The sequence below is a fragment of the Paenibacillus sp. FSL R5-0345 genome (genome assembly GCF_000758585.1).
Taxonomy (GTDB): Bacteria; Bacillota; Bacilli; order Paenibacillales; family Paenibacillaceae; genus Paenibacillus_AQ.
Genome location: NZ_CP009281.1, coordinates 5,829,105 through 5,848,585, shown reverse-complemented (window position 1 = coordinate 5,848,585; position 19,481 = coordinate 5,829,105). Strand labels below are relative to the sequence as shown.

Below are 19,481 nucleotides of genomic sequence, written 5' to 3'. Positions count from 1 at the left end.
TTTTTATCTTAGATAATAACGAAAAGGGCCCCGAATGGGGCCCTTTTTTGTTCTAAGTAATGCTTGGTGAAACATTAATAGAGTACATATACTTGGCTAGTAATGAACTTGTGTAAGATGTGTTTAGTGGTTAAGTTGCTGCTGCTCAAGCTGTTCTGCTGTAATATTGGCCTCTGCCGGATCCATAGTAAGGATCGTGTGGCAGAACATACAGCGGTCTGTTTTGCCGAGCATCTTGGTTAGCTTGTGACATTCTGGGCACTCTAGCTGAACTGCGCTCGTTGACAGCATGCCAGCCCAGAAATAGATCGCAAGACTTGACATCATGGAAATTAAACCGATTACAAGTCCGATTCCAGCGAATACTTTTCCGGTTGATCCCCAGAATACTATGCCTGCTGTACCCAAAACCATAAGTCCCATTCCGAGCATTGTGAGCAGTAATCCCCATGTGCGAAAAGCGTTGATCTTAGCCGTTTTAAACTTCATGAGTGTTTGCTCCTAACTAAATATAGTTGGGTTGTCCAGAAGGAACTGTCTTTCATATGTAGAATAATAATTATAACTGAATTATAACTGACTGGACGCAAATTCGCCAAATTTAATGGAGGGAAGCATGGAATTGTCATTGTCCAATGTAACTTTGTTGAGTGGAGAAACGTTTGAAGAGAATGTTTTAGGAGCTGTCGCTTTGCGGCAGGAAGGAAGTACTCCATTTCAAAGCGCGCTACTTCACGATTTTGATATGGTTGTGTTAGTTTTGCACGAGGAACAGGATTTAGAACATATTGTTCGCCACACCATTGCCGGTGACAAACGGACACAGTCAGTCCATATTGGCCTTTCCGCTTTGGAGCGGGCTGTCATGGCGGGCGATAATAACGAACTCCTTACTAGTTTGATGATTGGGGAAGTGATCTGGGATCCCAAAGGAATATTAGGGGATATGCGCCGGGAAATTTTGCAATTCGAAGGCCCTCTAAAGGAACGAGTCGAGTTCATGGAGTTTGCGCGATTCTTGCATTTGTATGTGAAATCTAAAAGGTATATAGAAGCCGGCTGCATTATGGATGCGTATAACTGTGTATTGATGGCTTTATATCATTGGGCAAGAATAGAAGTGAGTGAAGCTGGTTTATTTCCAGAGCCCGCTGTTTGGGAGCAAGTTAAAAGCTTGAATACTTCGGTCCATAAATTATATGAGGAACTAACCATAAGCACGGAGACCTTAGAGCAAAGAGTTGAGCTTGTTCTTCTAGCGTGTGAATTTGGAATTATGTCCAAAATGACCGATTGTTGTGCGTTGCTCTTTAATATTTTGAATAGCCGCAAGGAAGCGTGGAGCATAAAAGAATTGCTTCAGCATTCTGGCCTATGTCAATTAGAGGCTGAGTTGCCATTGGTATTACGAAAGCTTGTTTCTCGTTCATTAATCCGTGAGATTACTTTATGGACTGCTGGATACGGGGGAGAGGGTCATGCGATCCGATATACCTTATAGAGAAGAATTAGATGCAGGGTTTCACGGTAATCTATAGATAAAGTAAGTAGGGATAGGGAGAGGCTAAGCACTCTCTTTTTTGTTTGCTCACTATTAGGATGGGCTCATATTTATTCTAATAAATTTATGGTTGACTCATTCCTTGTTCATGTGTTAAATTATAACTCGTCCCTCTGACACAGAGATGTGCTTTCGAAAACATTCGAAAGACAACCGAAAAAAAGAAATTAAAAAAAAGGTTGACTAAAACGAGGACGCTGTGATATATTATAAAGGTCGCTGCTGAACAACAACAACGACGAAATAAAGAACTTGATCTTTGAAAACTGAACAACGAGTGAGTAGGAAATCACGAAAGTGAAATCCAAATTAGAGAATTAATTTTCTCGTCAGATGTTTCAAAATGAGCATATCGCTCTTTTCAATACTAATTGGAGAGTTTGATCCTGGCTCAGGACGAACGCTGGCGGCGTGCCTAATACATGCAAGTCGAGCGGAGTCATTTTGAAAGCTTGCTTTCAAAATGACTTAGCGGCGGACGGGTGAGTAACACGTAGGCAACCTGCCCCTTAGGCTGGGATAACTACCGGAAACGGTAGCTAATACCGGATAATTTCTTTTTTCTCCTGAAGGAAGAATGAAAGACGGAGCAATCTGTCACTGAGGGATGGGCCTGCGGCGCATTAGCTAGTTGGTGGGGTAACGGCCCACCAAGGCGACGATGCGTAGCCGACCTGAGAGGGTGAACGGCCACACTGGGACTGAGACACGGCCCAGACTCCTACGGGAGGCAGCAGTAGGGAATCTTCCGCAATGGACGAAAGTCTGACGGAGCAACGCCGCGTGAGTGATGAAGGTTTTCGGATCGTAAAGCTCTGTTGCCAGGGAAGAACGTCCGGTAGAGTAACTGCTACCGGAGTGACGGTACCTGAGAAGAAAGCCCCGGCTAACTACGTGCCAGCAGCCGCGGTAATACGTAGGGGGCAAGCGTTGTCCGGAATTATTGGGCGTAAAGCGCGCGCAGGCGGTCATTTAAGTCTGGTGTTTAAACCTTGGGCTCAACCTAAGGTCGCACTGGAAACTGGGTGACTTGAGTACAGAAGAGGAAAGTGGAATTCCACGTGTAGCGGTGAAATGCGTAGATATGTGGAGGAACACCAGTGGCGAAGGCGACTTTCTGGGCTGTAACTGACGCTGAGGCGCGAAAGCGTGGGGAGCAAACAGGATTAGATACCCTGGTAGTCCACGCCGTAAACGATGAGTGCTAGGTGTTAGGGGTTTCGATACCCTTGGTGCCGAAGTTAACACAGTAAGCACTCCGCCTGGGGAGTACGGTCGCAAGACTGAAACTCAAAGGAATTGACGGGGACCCGCACAAGCAGTGGAGTATGTGGTTTAATTCGAAGCAACGCGAAGAACCTTACCAGGTCTTGACATCCCTCTGAATCCACTAGAGATAGTGGCGACCTTCGGGACAGAGGAGACAGGTGGTGCATGGTTGTCGTCAGCTCGTGTCGTGAGATGTTGGGTTAAGTCCCGCAACGAGCGCAACCCTTAACTTTAGTTGCCAGCAAGTAATGTTGGGCACTCTAGAGTGACTGCCGGTGACAAACCGGAGGAAGGTGGGGATGACGTCAAATCATCATGCCCCTTATGACCTGGGCTACACACGTACTACAATGGCCGGTACAACGGGAAGCGAAGCCGCGAGGTGGAGCCAATCCCATCAAAGCCGGTCTCAGTTCGGATTGCAGGCTGCAACTCGCCTGCATGAAGTCGGAATTGCTAGTAATCGCGGATCAGCATGCCGCGGTGAATACGTTCCCGGGTCTTGTACACACCGCCCGTCACACCACGAGAGTTTACAACACCCGAAGTCGGTGGGGTAACCCGCAAGGGAGCCAGCCGCCGAAGGTGGGGTAGATGATTGGGGTGAAGTCGTAACAAGGTAGCCGTATCGGAAGGTGCGGCTGGATCACCTCCTTTCTATGGAGAATCGTCTTCTGCAATGAAGACATTCAAATCGGAAGTTAAACTTCCACAATCTCAGGTCTAGGCCTGTTACTCACTCGTTGCTCAGTTTTGAGAGTTTAAGCTCTCAGTAAGACTTGATCCTTGAAAACTGGATACCGAAACGAATTTGCGTTTTAGAACATCTTTTAGCAACTTGTGTAAACAAGTAAATGTTATTAGTGAGATTTTTCGAAAGAAAAATCAAGGTTAAGCTAATAAGAGCACACGGAGGATGCCTAGGCGCCAGGAGCCGACGAAGGACGTGGCGAACAACGAAACTGCCTCGGGGAGCTGTAAGCAAGCTTTGATCCGGGGGTGTCCGAATGGGGAAACCCAGCTGTGGTAATTCGCAGTTACTCATACCTGAATACATAGGGTATGTAGAGGCAGACCAGGGGAACTGAAACATCTAAGTACCCTGAGGAAGAGAAAACAATAGTGATTCCGTCAGTAGCGGCGAGCGAACGCGGAACAGCCTAAACCTAAGAGCTTGCTCTTAGGGGTTGTGGGACGTCTCACATGGAGTTACAAAGGAATATGGTAGGCGAAGAGGTCTGGAAAGGCCCGCGATAGAGGTAAAAGCCCTGTAACCTAAACTGTGTTCTCTCCGAGACGGATCCCGAGTAGTGCGGGGCACGTGAAACCCCGTATGAATCCAGCAGGACCATCTGCTAAGGCTAAATACTACCTGGCGACCGATAGTGAAACAGTACCGTGAGGGAAAGGTGAAAAGCACCCCGGAAGGGGAGTGAAATAGAACCTGAAACCGTGTGCTTACAAAAAGTCAGAGCCCTATTAATGGGTGATGGCGTGCCTTTTGTAGAATGAACCGGCGAGTTACGTTTAACATGCAAGGTTAAGTCGAGAAGACGGAGCCGCAGCGAAAGCGAGTCTGAATAGGGCGATTTAGTATGTGGACGTAGACCCGAAACCGTGTGATCTACCCCTGTCCAGGGTGAAGGTGCGGTAACACGCACTGGAGGCCCGAACCCACGCACGTTGAAAAGTGCGGGGATGAGGTGGGGGTAGCGGAGAAATTCCAATCGAACTCGGAGATAGCTGGTTCTCCCCGAAATAGCTTTAGGGCTAGCCTCGGTATAAGAGTAGTGGAGGTAGAGCACTGATTGGGTGCGGGGTCCGCAAGGATTACCAAGCTCAGTCAAACTCCGAATGCCATATACTTATTGCCGGGAGTCAGACAGTGAGTGCTAAGATCCATTGTCAAAAGGGAAACAGCCCAGACCATCAGCTAAGGTCCCCAAGTGTGTGTTAAGTGGGAAAGGATGTGGAGTTGCACAGACAACCAGGATGTTGGCTTAGAAGCAGCCACCATTGAAAGAGTGCGTAATAGCTCACTGGTCGAGTGACTCTGCGCCGAAAATGTAACGGGGCTAAACACACCACCGAAGCTATGGCTAGATACTATGTATCTGGGGTAGGGGAGCGTTGTATGTGGGTTGAAGGTGTACCGTAAGGAGCGCTGGACAGCATACAAGTGAGAATGCCGGTATGAGTAACGAAAAGATCAGTGAGAATCTGATCCGCCGAAAGCCCAAGGTTTCCTGAGGAAGGCTCGTCCGCTCAGGGTAAGTCGGGACCTAAGGCGAGGCCGAAAGGCGTAGTCGAAGGACAACAGTTTGAAATTACTGTACCACCGTAATCCGCTATGAGCGATGGGGTGACGCAGGAGGGTAGTGACGCGGACTGATGGATATGTCCGTCTAAGCAGTGAGGCTGATGTGTAGGCAAATCCGCACATCATTAAGGCTGGGCTGTGATGGGGAGCGAAAATTGTAGTAGCGAAGGTCATGATCTCACACTGCCAAGAAAAGCCTCTAGCCAGGAGAAGGTGCCCGTACCGCAAACCGACACAGGTAGGCGAGAAGAGAATTCTAAGGCGCGCGGAAGAACTCTCGTTAAGGAACTCGGCAAAATGACCCCGTAACTTCGGGAGAAGGGGTGCCCCGGTAGTGTGAATAGCACGAGGGGGCCGCAGTGAAAAGGCCCAAGCGACTGTTTAGCAAAAACACAGGTCTGTGCGAAGCCGCAAGGCGAAGTATACGGGCTGACGCCTGCCCGGTGCTGGAAGGTTAAGGGGAGTGGTTAGGGGTAACCCGAAGCTATGAACCGAAGCCCCAGTAAACGGCGGCCGTAACTATAACGGTCCTAAGGTAGCGAAATTCCTTGTCAGGTAAATTCTGACCCGCACGAATGGCGTAACGACTTGGGCGCTGTCTCAACGAGAGATCCGGTGAAATTTTAATACCTGTGAAGATGCAGGTTACCCGCGACAAGACGGAAAGACCCCATGGAGCTTTACTGCAGCTTGATATTGAATTTGGGTACGATCTGTACAGGATAGGTGGGAGCCGTAGAAATCGGAGCGCAAGCTTCGGTGGAGGCGCCGTTGGGATACCACCCTGATCGTATCTAGGTTCTAACCTAGTGCCCTTACCGGGTACGGGGACCGTGTCAGGCGGGCAGTTTGACTGGGGCGGTCGCCTCCTAAAGAGTAACGGAGGCGTTCCAAGGTTCCCTCAGAATGGTTGGAAATCATTCGAAGAGTGCAAAGGCATAAGGGAGCTTGACTGCGAGACCTACAAGTCGAGCAGGGACGAAAGTCGGACTTAGTGATCCGGTGGTACCGCATGGAAGGGCCATCGCTCAACGGATAAAAGCTACCCTGGGGATAACAGGCTTATCTCCCCCAAGAGTCCACATCGACGGGGAGGTTTGGCACCTCGATGTCGGCTCATCGCATCCTGGGGCTGAAGTAGGTCCCAAGGGTTGGGCTGTTCGCCCATTAAAGCGGTACGCGAGCTGGGTTCAGAACGTCGTGAGACAGTTCGGTCCCTATCTGTCGTGGGCGCAGGAAATTTGAGAGGAGCTGTCCTTAGTACGAGAGGACCGGGATGGACGTACCGCTGGTGCACCAGTTGTTTCGCCAGAAGCATGGCTGGGTAGCTACGTACGGACGGGATAAGCGCTGAAAGCATCTAAGCGTGAAGCCCCCCTCAAGATGAGATTTCCCAATTAGTAAGACCCCTTGAAGACGACGAGGTAGATAGGTTGGAGGTGGAAGTGCAGTAATGCATGGAGCTGACCAATACTAATCGGTCGAGGGCTTATCCTATACTTAAAATGCAAATTCAATTCGGATTCAGTTTTCAGGCATCAAGCCTGGTATGAATATTCCCTGATAGCTCAGTTGGTAGAGCACTCGACTGTTAATCGAGTTGTCACAGGTTCGAGTCCTGTTCGGGGAGCCATATGGAGAGGTGTCCGAGTTTGGCCGAAGGAGCACGATTGGAAATCGTGTAGGCGCCACAAGCGTCTCGAGGGTTCGAATCCCTCTCTCTCCGCCACAAATTTTTAATTAGTATGGCCCGTTGGTCAAGGGGTTAAGACACCTCCCTTTCACGGAGGTAACATGGGTTCGAATCCCATACGGGTCACCAAATTTTCACTTGATTTTGTATAGTGGACTTTGGTACAATAACAATTGTTGTTTACGGAGGCTTAGCTCAGCTGGGAGAGCATCTGCCTTACAAGCAGAGGGTCGGGGGTTCGATCCCCTCAGCCTCCACCATATTCATTTAAGAACGACGCGGGGTGGAGCAGCCCGGTAGCTCGTCGGGCTCATAACCCGAAGGCCGCAGGTTCAAATCCTGCCCCCGCAACCAATTTTCATCAAGTAATTATATCTTTTGGAACCGTGGTGTAGTTGGCCTAACATGCCTGCCTGTCACGCAGGAGATCGCGAGTTCGAATCTCGTCGGTTCCGCCATTTTCTTGGCTCGATAGCTCAGTCGGTAGAGCAGAGGACTGAAAATCCTCGTGTCGGCGGTTCGAATCCGTCTCGAGCCACCATGTAGTATACAACTTAATATGCCGGTGTAGCTCAATTGGTAGAGCAACTGACTTGTAATCAGTAGGTTGGGGGTTCAAGTCCTCTCGCCGGCACCATCTTTGGGGGATTAGCGAAGTGGCCAAACGCATCAGACTGTAAATCTGCTCACTCACGTGTTCGGTGGTTCGAATCCATCATCCCCCACCATTTTTTAGGGGCATAGTTTAAAGGTAGAACAACGGTCTCCAAAACCGTTGGTGTGGGTTCAATTCCTGCTGCCCCTGCCAATCTTTATCCAGAGTCTTTCTCTAAAGTTTAATATGGCGGTCGTGGCGAAGGGGTTAACGCACCGGTTTGTGGATCCGGCATTCGTGGGTTCAAGTCCCATCGGTCGCCCCATTTACTTTAAGAAGAACAGCAACAAATTCAGTTTAATATGGCGACTGTGGCGAAGGGGTTAACGCACCGGATTGTGGTTCCGGCATTCGTGGGTTCGAGACCCATCAGTCGCCCCATTTTACTTTAAAATGTTATTGGGGATTAGCCAAGCGGTAAGGCAACGGACTTTGACTCCGTCATGCATAGGTTCAAATCCTATATCCCCAGCCATTTTATGCGGACGTGGCTCAGCGGTAGAGCATCGCCTTGCCAAGGCGAGGGTCGCGGGTTCGATTCCCGTCGTCCGCTCCAATGTTTTCATATGGCGCCATAGCCAAGTGGTAAGGCAAAGCTCTGCAAAAGCTTTATCCCCAGTTCAAATCTGGGTGGCGCCTCCATTAATTTCATATGTGCCGGCGTGGCGGAATGGCAGACGCGCTCGACTCAAAATCGAGAGGGAAACCGTGGAGGTTCGAGTCCTCTCGCCGGTATATCAAAAAGGTTTGTAAAGTCGCTTGTATAAGCAACTTTACAAACCTTTTTTCTTTGTCTATGAACTTTTATTCTTAAGCCGTTGTATTAGAGACACTTCTAATTCAACGGCTTTTTTATGTGAAGCGGAGTGAATTGAATTGTAATTTTATTGACTGCTTAGTCGGAATGCCCGCGGTGTGAGACCAACTTCACGTTTAAACATATTGCAGAATTGAGCATCATTGACAAACCCAGCAGCAGCGGATACTTCTGAGATATGCATTTGGGTATGTTGTAAGAGAGACTTTGCATAATCCAGACGTTTCAATAGTAGATAGCGAAGAGGTGAAGAGCCGAATCGCTCTTTAAATAAATGGCGGAAACGATCATAGCTGTATCCAGACATCTCAGAGAGTGTTGCGACCGATAGCTTATGGCGGTAATGCTCATTCATATAGTTTAGAACATATTGGACTCTGTCTTCCGTTGGCGATTGAAACCCAGAGGCGCTAAGAAGCCGTATCAGATGAACAGTGATTTCGCTCATTTGAAGGTTCAATAGTTCAGAGAATCCATCTTGTTTGCGCGTAAACTCTGCTTTCATTCGAAGCAAGATCTGTAGAACAGTATGGTCTTTATCATCTTCATATACGCCTTGCAAATTCTCCATATTCGGGTGATTTGAATGGAAGCCTACAAATAGTATAGTAGCGTCTTCGCGATGATTCTCGTCATGTTTATGATTGGGTGGTATTAGCGCGAATGAAGAAGAACGAAAATGATAACTTCGCGAACCTACATTGGTAGTTCCTAATCCGTTTAAATAATAGACTAGTTCATAACATTCATGCTGGTGTGGTGGAATATAGGTATTAACCTCATGTGCTGCATTTACAATATATAGAACACGATCCATGATGAGCCTCCAATAATTATGTTTTAGCCGAATCGTACAAAATTATGACCGAAATCATATAATTATTTTCATTAATATTTGATATGATCGTATCAATAAATCCGAAGATTAGCAACCTGACTGGCCATCTCGTTCGGAAATTAGTCGGATTATTCGTAAAAATTATAATTTTCTCTCTATTTTTGAGTGTATTCGTTAAAATCATTAAAATTTTGACAATGTTACATGAAATATGAGAGTTTCCATCTAAATCGTGAAATATACAACGGACTAAGAAGGAGAATCTCTCAAATTACTAACCAACTATAAATAGGGGGAATAGAAAAATGAATAAGAAAGTTCTTTCTTTGTTGTTACTAGTAGTAATGGTAATGGTCACAGCTTGTGGAAATAATACGTCGAGTAATGGATCTTCCACGAATGCAGGATCTAATGCAGCTGAAGGTGGAGAAACAAGTTCAGGAGATAAACTCAAAGTTGTGCTTCTGATTCCAGGAACGCTTGGAGATAAATCTTTCTTTGACTCTGCGAATAGCGGTTTGCAAAAGGTTAAGGATGAACTGGGTGCAGAAACAAAGGTTGTAGAAATGGGTGTCGATAAAACGAAATGGGAGCCTACGTTTAACGATATCGCCGCTGAGGATTGGGATGTTATTATTTCTGGCGGATCGGAAATTACAGAGATGTTTAATGCAACGGCTGAATTATATCCAGACAAAAAATTCATTAACTATGATACCGATATAGATGAAGCACCAGAGAACATGTACAACATGTCTTATGCGACTAATGAAGTATCTTTTCTAGCAGGTGCTGTAGCGGCGCTAGCTACACAATCCGATATGCCTAATGCTAATCCTGAGAATGTGATCGGATTTGTAGGCGGTATGGATATTCCAGGGATTAACGCTTTCTTGGTTGGCTACATTCAGGGCGCTCAATATGTTGATCCTGATGTGAAGGTAGCTGTATCGTATGCTGGTGATTTCGTTAACCCGGCTAAAGGTAAGGAGCTTTCACTGATTCAATATAACTCCGGTGTGGATGTTATTTTTAACGTAGCTGGGGGTACAGGTCTTGGGATCTTTGATGCAGCTAAAGAGAAGAAGAAATATGCTATTGGCGTAGACTCTGATCAGGCGATGTTACTTAATGAAACAGATAGCGAAAAAGCAAACTTGATCGTTACTTCTTCTATTAAAAAGATTGATAGTGCTATTCTGGGTGCCGTGAAGAAATTACAAGAGGGTACGCTGGAAATGGGTAAACGTGATGTATTGAGCTTCGTAGATGATGGTGTAGGCATTGCAGAGAATGAGATATATAAAAATGTCTTCCCAGCGGATCTTCAGGCTAAAGTTGAAGAAGTGAAGCAAAAGCTGATCAATAAAGAAATTACAGTAGATAACGCGATGGGAATGGAAACCTCAGAAGTAGAAGCCATTCGTAACGCAGTTAAGCCTTAAGTATAGCTATAAAGTGATAAACCTACAGTTGGAGATTCTTCTATTAGAAGAATTCCAGCTGTATATTTTTGCAGACCTCCAAGTGGAAAGGCGTTGAGACCGATGAACAAAGCTCTGTTGGAAATGCGGGGAATTACGAAGGTGTATCCCAATGGCGTCGTTGCAAATAAAGACGTGCATTTTTCTTTACGTGAGGGAGAAATTCACGCGATTGCGGGCGAGAACGGCGCGGGTAAATCAACTTTAATGAAGATCATGTTCGGCATGGAAGAGCCTAGTGAAGGTGAGATCTATATCAAGGGAGAAAAAGTGAAGCTGCAATCGGCTCAGGATGCCATTGATAGAGGGATCGGTATGGTTCACCAGCATTTTATGCTGGTTCCTTCTTTTACGGTAGCAGAGAACATGGTGCTGGGCATGGAGCCCCGTAAGGGAGTCGGCATCAATTATGCTGAAGCCGTGCGCATGACCGAAGAGACTGCGAAAAAATACAATCTGGCAGTGGATCCAAAAGCAAAAGTGGAGGATCTTACGGTTGGTATGAAGCAAAAGGTTGAGATCCTGAAGGCGTTGCTGCGTGGTGCGAAAATCCTAGTTCTAGATGAGCCGACCGCGGTGTTAACCCCACAGGAAACAGAAGAATTGTTCCGTGAGCTTAAGCAATTAAGAGAGCAGGGACATACGATTGTGTTTATTTCACACAAGTTGAAAGAAGTGAAAGCGATCTGCGACAGAATTACGATTATGCGTAGTGGACGTAGTGAAGGTGTCTTCCAAACGAAGGATGTCACGGAGCAAGAAATTTCCCGACTCATGGTGGGTAGAGATGTTGTGTTGAAATATGACAAGGAGATTCTGTCTATTGGTGAGGCGGTGCTCACTGTGCAAGGTCTAGGTGTAAATGATGCACACGGCAAAGCGTTGCTATCAGATATTAATTTTACGGTACGCGGAGGACAGATCGTCGGGATTGCTGGTGTAGAAGGAAACGGGCAGACACAGCTCATTGAGGCTCTTACAGGGAGCTTAAGAGGGGTTTCAAGCCAGGGTTCTGTGCTAGTGAAGGGAAAGGATATTCGAGAATCGGATATTTTGGATATTCGTAAGTTGGGTGTTTCTTATATCCCAGAGGATCGGATGCATCAAGGGATAGCTAGTGATGCGAGCATAGCGGATAATCTGCTGTCCACTCAGTATCGTACAAAGGAAATGAATAAAGGTCCTTTTTTGAATGGATCACGAATTGCTAAGCTAGCCGTATCACTTGTAGAGGAATTTAAAGTCCGCTGTTCTGGACCTTCTCAGCCAATAGGTATGTTATCAGGTGGTAACATGCAGAAAGTTGTCGTAGCTAGAGAGTGTTCTACTGAACCGCAACTGCTTATTGCAGAGCAGCCGACACGGGGTGTGGATATAGGCGCAGCGCAGTTCATACATCAGAAGCTTTTGGAGCTACGCTCAGACGATTGTGCGATTTTGCTAGTGTCAGCAGATTTAAATGAGATCTTAGAGATCAGCGATAGTCTACTAGTGATGTATGAAGGAAAGATTGTTGCCTTTTTCGAGGAGCCTTCTAAGGTTAGTGAAGAAGAATTAGGGCTTTATATGCTAGGGATTCATCGACAGGACGAGGAGCACATCAGGAGGGCCGTAAATCATGTTTAAAGTAAAATATTTTGAATACATTCGAACATCGGCGGTAATCGTTATTGCACTCGCCATTGCTTTTCTGATCATCTCATTGGTCAGTAATCAGCCGGTGAAGACGATTGGTATATTCCTATTTGAGCCGTTATCCAGTAAAGGTCATATCGGTAACGTCATTGAGATGGCTATTCCGCTCATGTTCACAGGGCTAGCAGTTTCCTTGTTATTCCGGGCGAATATGTTCAACTTGGGCGCTGAAGGAATTTTCTATTTCTCCGGTGTTGTAACCTCCGTGTTGGCTATTCATTTAACGCTGGACGGGTGGCTGCATCCGATCGTAGCTATTGCTGCGGGTTCTATTGTAGGGGCGCTGCTCTCTGCAATTCCCGGGATCCTCAAAGCCAAATGGAATGCCAATGAGCTGGTTACATCCTTGATGTTCAATAATATTTTGTTTGGAGTAGGTTTATATCTACTGAACTATCATTTACGTGATGCAAAAGCGTTCGCCAATGTATCCTACAAATTCGAGAAAACGGCACTGCTGAGTAAGATGGTACCTGGCACTCGTATTCATACCGGACTGATCATCGTTATCGTGCTTATTATTGCAGCGCATCTATTTCTATACAAGACTAAATGGGGATACGAGCTGCGTATGACAGGCATCAACCGGAACTTTGCACGTTATTCAGGCATGAAGACCGCGAAGGTTATTATACTGGTTCACTTGATTGCTGGTTTTATTGCGGGGATGGGTGGTTCCGTAGAAGTGCTAGGGATGTATAACCGATTCCAATGGACTTCGTTACCAGGCTATGGCTTAGACGGTGCTCTTGTAGCGATGTTAGCCAAGAATAATCCGCTATCCGTAATCGGTGCTGCATTGTTCCTTGCATATATCCGGATCGGAGCCGATATGATGGCACGTCTGTCTGATGTACCTTCTGAGATGATTTCTATCATACAGGCAATTATCATTCTTCTGATTTCGGCTGAGCAATTCCTGAAGTTCTGGAAAAATCGGATGCTCTTGAAGGAGGCGAAGGAAGCATGAACAGTTTGTTTGATGTGATTTTTACGACTGACTTTGCTTTCTCTGTCCTTCGAGTGACAACACCGATTCTATTCGCTGCGCTTGGAGCGTTAATCTCTAATAGAGCGGGTATCATCAACATCGGTATGGAAGGCATCATGCTTGTCGCGGCTTTAGCTGGCGTCATTGTAAGCAGCTACACGCATAGCGCGTGGGTAGGTTTACTTGGGGCTGTGATGTCCGGAACATTGATCGCTGGAATATTAGCTTTTTTCACACTGAAATTCAAAACACATATCATTCTCGGCGGCGTAGCTATTAATATGTTCGCTTCGGGAGGAACCGTGTTTATTCTTTATCTGCTTAGCGGAGACAAGGGTTCTTCTACTTCTCTGGCAAGTAAAGTGCTACCTAGTGTAGAGATTCCTTTGTTGAAGGATATTCCGGTGCTTGGGCCTATCCTATCAGGTCATCACATTTTGACGTATGTATCTATTATTGCTGTGTTTGTTGTCTACTATCTCTTAAACCGTACACCGCTTGGTCTGCGCATTCGTTCAGTGGGTGAAAATCCACATGCTGCTCAATCTGTAGGCGTAAGTGTTGTGAAAATACAGTATATGGCTTTGCTGCTTAGTGGATTTTTCGCTGGTTTGGGCGGGGCTTACATGTCGATGGGTTACCTGTCACTGTTCACTCGCGATATGATCGCTGGTCGGGGCTGGATTGCGATTGCCGCAGAGTCTATGGGTAGAAGTACGACAGTAGGCACGGCGCTAACCTCTCTATTATTTGGTACGGCAGACGCCTTGTCGAATGCGCTACAAGTCCTGAAGATTCCTGCAGAACTGATCGCGACGCTTCCTTATGTAGCAACGGTAATTGGACTAGTGATTTATGCTGTATCTGAGACACGGAAGAAGAACAAAAAGCTAAAGAGCCCGCTAGTGAAATAGCGATAGGAGTAACGAGGATTTATACAACTAAGGAGTGAATGACTATGCGAACACCTATTATTATTGACTGCGATCCAGGGCATGATGACGCTATCGCAATCCTGCTTGCAATAGCAAATTCGGAGAAGCTGGATCTGCGCGGGATTACAACGGTTGGAGGAAACCAGATCCTCGATAAAATCACAGAAAACGCACTTAAAGTGATCAGTTTCGTGAATGCGGATATTCCTGTAGCCAAAGGGGCTGCGGGTCCGCTGTTCGGCAAGCTTGTTACAGGTGAGGAAGCGCATGGTGAATCTGGCATGGACGGCCCACTATTGCCGCCAAGTAAATTCCGCCCTGTAGAAGAAGGCGCTGTGGAATTTATGCTGAACATTATCCGTTCTTCGGAGGAGAAAATTACGCTCGTACCGATGGCTCCTTTAACGAATATTGCGCTATTAATTACAGCATATCCGGAGATTAAAGACAGAATTGAGAAGATCTCATTAATGGGCGGAGGAATTTCTTATGGAAATGTAACCTCTACTGCGGAATTTAATATCTATGTAGATCCTGAAGCCGCTCGTATCGTGTTTGAATCGGGTATTCCGATCACGATGAGTGGTTTGGATGTGACCGATAAGGCAGCGATTTTCGAGGATGAGATCGTAGCATTGAAAGAGCGTGGGCCAGTGTCCACTATGGTCGGAGAGCTGCTAGATTTCTATTCGATTTACGGAAAGAAAATGGGCTATGTTGGCAGTGCGCTGCATGATCCATGCGCAGTAGCTTGGCTCTTGCACCCTGAACTGTTTGAATCCGAGCATCTGTATGTAACGGTGGAGACAGAAGGCAAGCTAACACGTGGAATGACGGTTGCAGACAAACGAAAGAAGACGGTTCGCCCAGCAAATGTAGAAGTTCTGGTGGGAGTAGACCGGGAAGCATTTATGAAACTGATCTTTGATTCACTGGAAAAGCTAGATCAAGAGCTGCTTGCGGCTGAAGGGAACTAACCTATGGCAGGATGGGAGAGACTTCAGGAGACGGTTCAGTTTGAATTGGTTCAGCGTGGAGAAGAAGGCTGCAAGATTGACGGCTTCGCGGATAAACTAGCTGCTGCAGGTGCCGATGAAATTAAGCTGATGCAAGTATACAATGAGTTGATGGAGCTCACGGTTGCTGAGGACTTTCCTTATGAAGAGCCGTCTTCACTGGAAGAGATTCGTCGTCTACGTCCAGAAGGTCCACGTAAGCTGCATCCAGAATGGAGCGAGGCGGAGTGGAGAGACAAGTTCTATGGTGCTTGGCTGGGTAGAAGTGTTGGCTGTGCACTCGGAAAACCACTGGAGTATTGGGACTACCTCTACGGTAAAGATGGACGCCCGGGCTGGGAGAATATTGAGCTGTGGTTCCGAGGTGCGGATGCATGGCCAATTACCGGCTATACGCCTGGTCATTCACGGGCAGAGGCAGAATATGGTCTTGGTTTAAGTGATTGGACTTATGCTAGTACCCAAGAGACAATCAAGTTTATGGAAAGCGATGACGATATTCGTTACACGGTTTTGGGCCTTATGCTGCTGGAGCAGAAAGGACTGGATTGGGATTCTTGGGATATCGGAAAGCTCTGGCATAAACATCTGACATATGCTCAGGTATGTACGGCTGAGACACAGTCGTATATGAATTTTGCGCAGGAGACATCTCATTTACATGGTGAGAAGCCTGCGGATTGGCTGGCGCGGCAGGAAAGAGTGCGGATGCACTTAAATCCATACCGGGAGTGGATTGGTGCGGCTATACGCGCAGACGGACTGGCGTATGGCGCGGCAGGCCATCCTGAGCTTGCGGCGGAGCTAGGCTGGCGCGATGCTTCTTTTTCACATGTGAAGAACGGGATCTATGGCGAGATGTTTAATGCAGCGATGATTTCGGCGGCTTTTGCTGAAAAAGATAACGAGCGTATCCTAGAGATTGGTCTTAGTGAGATCCCTAGTACTAGTCGTCTGGCAAGTGATGTACTACGAGGCATAGATATTGCGCACAATGCTAAGAGTGAGCGTGAGTTGGTGAGTAAGATTTGGGATACATTCAGCCACTATGATGCGGTGCATACCAATAATAATGCTGCCCTTGTAGCTGCTTCGCTGGTCTATGGCGGGAATGATTTCGAAAAAGCGGTCGTTACTTCCGTATACGGAGGAATGGATACAGACTGTAATGGAGCTACAGTGGGGTCGATTATGGGAGCGAAGCTTGGAGCAAGTGTGTTGCCGGCTACATGGGTTGAACCGCTCCATGATACACTATATGCAGATTTACCCGGGTTTCATCCGATAGCGATTTCGGAATGCGCGGAACGCAGCTATCAGGTGTTCTTGAAGATTCGCAAGGAGCTCGGCGGAAAGTTTTAGATCAGGGATACGCAAAATAATTAAGGGATGACTTAAGCCACCGTGCTTAAGCATCCTTTTTTTCGTGGTGACCTAGTTCTTGAAATAGATGCAACAGGGGTTTAGGAGTTAGGTAACAGGAGAATCCTGATTTGAAGAGGGATTAAGTTTAGTCATTTATTTGGTAGTTAAACATGTGAAAATAGCCTGGTGCAAAGGGATTTTATACAGTAATCCTTTTTACTGATATATCATTTAAATAAAAATGGTGACACAGAACATAAAATGCCTTATTATTTAAAGAGATTTTTAGTAAAACAGTTTTTAAATAATTATAGTACAAACCTTGGCTTAGAGGGTTTCAGAATAAATGGAAAGGAAGGGGGAGTTTGCAATCCTATCGCTGAGTGGGGTGAGTAAAGGATTCAAGCTGAAGGACGGCATGTATCAGGCTGTGGATGATGTATCGCTTGATGTGAAGAAAGGATCGATTCACGGTATCATTGGTGAAAGCGGGGCAGGGAAATCCACGCTGCTGCGATTGATTAATCTGCTGGAAAAGCCAGATCAAGGAACAGTTACCGTAGAAGGGTATAATTTAATCGAAATGCCGAGTAAACAACTACGGAAAGCTAGGGAAAAGATTGGGATGATTTTCCAGCAATTTAATCTGGTCAATAACGTCACGGTAAGCCGCAATATTTCGATTCCATTGGAATTGGCAGGGGTGCCGAAGCGTGAACGGATGAAACGGGTAAAGGAATGTCTTGATTTTGTCGGATTGGCAGATAAGGCAGCGCAATATCCTGCACAGCTAAGCGGAGGACAACGACAACGTGTGGCGATCGCCCGGGCGCTTTCGAACAGTCCAGGACTATTGCTATGTGACGAACCCACCTCCTCCCTTGATCCAGGAACAACTGCGGATATTCTGGACGTCCTGAAGCATATTAATTCAAGTCTCGGGGTTACAGTAGTGATTGTTACGCATGAGATGGATGTTGTCAAAAGCATATGCACTCACGTATCCGTGATGGAAAATGGACGAATCGTAGATTCCTTCTCTCGCGAAGACGGTGATTTCCGACCTGCTGCAGTTCGTACTGGCTCGTACCGGGATCAAATTCTGGGTAAAGCGGGGGAAATACATGTTTGATAGTGTACTTCAATATCAGGCACAGATGTGGGAATCGATCGGGGAAACCTTTATCATGGTCGGTATTTCTGTCGGTGCCGCATTGCTGCTTGGCCTTCCGCTCGGGACGTTGTTGTTTTTTTGCCGAAAAGGTCAACTCTATGAGAATAAAGCATTATCTCTGGTGCTCAACAGCATTGTTAATATTATCCGATCGTTTCCATTCCTGCTGCTTGTCGTTGCACTCATTCCGGTCACTCGTTTCCTAGTCGGAACTGCGATTGGAACCATGGCAGCCACGGTTCCGTTATCCATTGTTGCCATTGCTTATTACTCCCGTCTGGTGGAGCAGTCTTTGTTGGAGGTTCCTAAAGGAGTCATAGAGGCGGCGTTGTCTATGGGAGCTTCGAAGCTAGGGTTGATCTTTAAATTCCTGTATGTTGAGGCACGTTCGGGGCTAGTGCTCGGTCTCACTACCTCTACGATTAGTTTTATCTCATACTCAACCGTAATGGGGGTTGTCGGAGGGGGCGGGGTTGGTGATTTTGCGATCCGGTATGGATATCAGCGTTTTGAGACTGAAGTGATGGTCTATGCGATTATCGTGATGATTATATTGGTTCAGTTGGTTCAATTCACAGGAGGTACGATCTCACGGCTGTTAGATAAGCGTTAATCGTTCAACCCGTACATCAAATTTTGTAATACAAAATGATTGAATATATAAACTGGGGGTTAGTTGTAGTAATGAAAAAATCAATGATAGTTGTGCTTATGTTAATGGTATTGGTCGTAGCGGGTTGTGGCTCTAATAAAGCAGCAGAGAACAATTCTGCAAAAGGTAGCGATGAGCTAACGAAATTAAAGATTGCTACTTTGATTCCACCAATGACGGAAATTCTGGATATTGTGAAGCCACTTCTGAAGGAAGATGGCATTGATCTTGAAATCGTTGTGCTATCTGACAATGTACAGCCTAATGAGGCTTTGGCGAATAAAGAGGTAGATGCTAACTTTTTTCAACACGTTCCTTATATGAAGCAATTTAATGAAAGCAAAGGCTCAAATCTGGTAGAGGTACAGCCTGTATATGACGCTATTTACGGTGGTTACTCCAAGCGTTACAAGAATGTAGCTGATCTTCCTGAAGGTGCAACGCTAGTAATGGCTAATGATCCATCGAATATTGGTCGTTCTTTACAAATGTTCGCTGCAGCTGATCTTATTAAGCTAAAAGAAGGCGTAGGTATTCAAGCTACACAAGCAGACATTACTGAGAATCCAAAAAAGTTTAAGTTTGAGGAAGTAGATCTATTGATGTTGGCTCGTATGCTGGATGATGGCGATCTAGTGGCAATGACTCCGGCTTATGCTAGCCCGCTTGGATTGACGCCGAAGAAAGATGCACTGATTACTGAAGGTGCCGATTCTGAATTCACAATCACCTTGGTTGCGCGTGAAGACAACAAGGACTCTGATGCGATTCAGAAGCTAGCTAAACGGATTAGCGGCCCTGAAGTGAAGAAATTCCTTGAAGATAATTATGCGGATATCGCATTGCCTGCTTTTAAATAAGCTTAAATAGTTAAATTAGTAATTCAATGAGACTTGTCCATTATGGGCAAGTCTTTTTTTGCATTCAGAAAGCATATATTGGGGGCCCTCACAAAGTACCTGAGGTTGCATCGAAGCAAAGCCCCACTTTGTGGGGATATTTTAGTGTGTCACTAG

The 19,481-nt window shown here is 46.3% G+C and carries 12 protein-coding genes, 16 tRNA genes and 2 rRNA genes; 28 read left to right on the top strand and 2 right to left on the bottom strand.

Annotation, left to right across the window (positions count from 1 at the left end; translation table 11 throughout):
- Positions 1 to 123: 123 nt before the first annotated feature.
- Positions 124 to 489, bottom strand: coding sequence for a DUF2614 family zinc ribbon-containing protein (locus tag R50345_RS25735; protein ID WP_042131010.1), 366 nt, complete (start codon positions 487 to 489; stop codon positions 124 to 126).
- Between the two features lie 127 nt (positions 490 to 616).
- On the opposite strand from R50345_RS25735, the gene R50345_RS25730 reads away from it, so the two are divergent.
- The 19 genes from R50345_RS25730 (at position 617) to R50345_RS25640 (ending at position 8,233) form a co-directional block, all read left to right on the top strand.
- The gene (locus R50345_RS25730) at positions 617 to 1,501 is read left to right on the top strand and encodes a nucleotidyltransferase-like protein (protein WP_052414741.1); all 885 of its coding nucleotides are present in this window, start codon (positions 617 to 619) and stop codon (positions 1,499 to 1,501) included.
- A 428-nt stretch (positions 1,502 to 1,929) separates the two neighbouring features.
- Positions 1,930 to 3,487 (top strand): 16S ribosomal RNA (locus tag R50345_RS25725).
- A 232-nt stretch (positions 3,488 to 3,719) separates the two neighbouring features.
- Positions 3,720 to 6,647, top strand: a 23S ribosomal RNA gene (locus R50345_RS25720).
- The 16S and 23S rRNA genes sit together here with 16 tRNA genes alongside, the layout of an rRNA operon.
- Positions 6,648 to 6,707: 60 nt before the next feature.
- Positions 6,708 to 6,783, top strand: a tRNA-Asn gene (locus R50345_RS25715).
- A gap of 3 nt (positions 6,784 to 6,786) precedes the next feature.
- Positions 6,787 to 6,879, top strand: a tRNA-Ser gene (locus tag R50345_RS25710).
- Positions 6,880 to 6,897: 18 nt separating this feature from the next.
- Positions 6,898 to 6,972: transfer RNA gene (locus tag R50345_RS25705), tRNA-Glu, on the top strand.
- Between the two features lie 55 nt (positions 6,973 to 7,027).
- Positions 7,028 to 7,103 (top strand) — tRNA-Val (locus R50345_RS25700).
- A 17-nt stretch (positions 7,104 to 7,120) separates the two neighbouring features.
- A tRNA-Met gene (locus tag R50345_RS25695) sits at positions 7,121 to 7,197 on the top strand.
- Positions 7,198 to 7,223: 26 nt separating this feature from the next.
- Positions 7,224 to 7,301, top strand: a tRNA-Asp gene (locus tag R50345_RS25690).
- 7 nt (positions 7,302 to 7,308) lie between these two features.
- Positions 7,309 to 7,384: transfer RNA gene (locus tag R50345_RS25685), tRNA-Phe, on the top strand.
- A gap of 20 nt (positions 7,385 to 7,404) precedes the next feature.
- Positions 7,405 to 7,480 (top strand) — tRNA-Thr (locus tag R50345_RS25680).
- Between the two features lie 5 nt (positions 7,481 to 7,485).
- Positions 7,486 to 7,571 (top strand) — tRNA-Tyr (locus R50345_RS25675).
- Between the two features lie 6 nt (positions 7,572 to 7,577).
- Positions 7,578 to 7,651: transfer RNA gene (locus tag R50345_RS25670), tRNA-Trp, on the top strand.
- 36 nt (positions 7,652 to 7,687) lie between these two features.
- A tRNA-His gene (locus R50345_RS25665) sits at positions 7,688 to 7,763 on the top strand.
- Between the two features lie 40 nt (positions 7,764 to 7,803).
- Positions 7,804 to 7,879 (top strand) — tRNA-His (locus R50345_RS25660).
- Between the two features lie 19 nt (positions 7,880 to 7,898).
- Positions 7,899 to 7,973, top strand: a tRNA-Gln gene (locus R50345_RS25655).
- A gap of 6 nt (positions 7,974 to 7,979) precedes the next feature.
- Positions 7,980 to 8,054 (top strand) — tRNA-Gly (locus R50345_RS25650).
- Positions 8,055 to 8,066: 12 nt separating this feature from the next.
- A tRNA-Cys gene (locus R50345_RS25645) sits at positions 8,067 to 8,140 on the top strand.
- Between the two features lie 14 nt (positions 8,141 to 8,154).
- Positions 8,155 to 8,233 (top strand) — tRNA-Leu (locus R50345_RS25640).
- A gap of 149 nt (positions 8,234 to 8,382) precedes the next feature.
- On the opposite strand, the gene R50345_RS25635 is transcribed toward R50345_RS25640, so the two are convergent.
- Entirely contained in the window at positions 8,383 to 9,132 is a 750-nt protein-coding gene (locus tag R50345_RS25635) for an AraC family transcriptional regulator (RefSeq protein WP_042131009.1), read from the bottom strand.
- A gap of 326 nt (positions 9,133 to 9,458) precedes the next feature.
- Between R50345_RS25635 and R50345_RS25630 the strand changes: the two genes are divergently transcribed.
- The 9 genes from R50345_RS25630 (at position 9,459) to R50345_RS25590 (ending at position 19,325) form a co-directional block, all read left to right on the top strand.
- Positions 9,459 to 10,598 (top strand): BMP family ABC transporter substrate-binding protein, encoded by a 1,140-nt coding sequence (locus R50345_RS25630; protein WP_042131008.1) that lies wholly within the window; start codon positions 9,459 to 9,461, stop codon positions 10,596 to 10,598.
- A 102-nt stretch (positions 10,599 to 10,700) separates the two neighbouring features.
- Positions 10,701 to 12,263 (top strand): ABC transporter ATP-binding protein, encoded by a 1,563-nt coding sequence (locus R50345_RS25625; RefSeq protein ID WP_042131007.1) that lies wholly within the window; start codon positions 10,701 to 10,703, stop codon positions 12,261 to 12,263.
- The gene (locus R50345_RS25620) at positions 12,256 to 13,302 is read left to right on the top strand and encodes an ABC transporter permease (RefSeq protein ID WP_042131006.1); all 1,047 of its coding nucleotides are present in this window, start codon (positions 12,256 to 12,258) and stop codon (positions 13,300 to 13,302) included. The genes R50345_RS25625 and R50345_RS25620 overlap by 8 nt, the downstream gene beginning before the upstream one ends.
- Entirely contained in the window at positions 13,299 to 14,237 is a 939-nt protein-coding gene (locus R50345_RS25615; RefSeq protein ID WP_042131005.1) for an ABC transporter permease, read from the top strand. Before R50345_RS25620 ends, R50345_RS25615 begins: the two co-directional genes overlap by 4 nt.
- A 44-nt stretch (positions 14,238 to 14,281) precedes the next feature.
- Complete coding sequence (locus tag R50345_RS25610) at positions 14,282 to 15,235, top strand: nucleoside hydrolase (RefSeq protein ID WP_042131004.1); 954 nt, start codon at positions 14,282 to 14,284, stop codon at positions 15,233 to 15,235.
- Between the two features lie 3 nt (positions 15,236 to 15,238).
- A complete protein-coding gene (locus R50345_RS25605) occupies positions 15,239 to 16,636 on the top strand; it encodes an ADP-ribosylglycohydrolase family protein (RefSeq protein WP_042131003.1) in 1,398 nt (465 codons plus the stop codon).
- Between the two features lie 373 nt (positions 16,637 to 17,009).
- Complete coding sequence (locus R50345_RS25600) at positions 17,010 to 17,771, top strand: methionine ABC transporter ATP-binding protein (RefSeq protein ID WP_081954281.1); 762 nt, start codon at positions 17,010 to 17,012, stop codon at positions 17,769 to 17,771.
- On the top strand, positions 17,764 to 18,426 hold the full coding sequence (locus R50345_RS25595) for a methionine ABC transporter permease (RefSeq protein ID WP_042131002.1): 663 nt from the start codon (positions 17,764 to 17,766) through the stop codon (positions 18,424 to 18,426). Before R50345_RS25600 ends, R50345_RS25595 begins: the two co-directional genes overlap by 8 nt.
- Before the next feature lie 71 nt (positions 18,427 to 18,497).
- The gene (locus R50345_RS25590) at positions 18,498 to 19,325 is read left to right on the top strand and encodes a MetQ/NlpA family ABC transporter substrate-binding protein (protein WP_042131001.1); all 828 of its coding nucleotides are present in this window, start codon (positions 18,498 to 18,500) and stop codon (positions 19,323 to 19,325) included.
- Positions 19,326 to 19,481 lie beyond the last annotated feature (156 nt).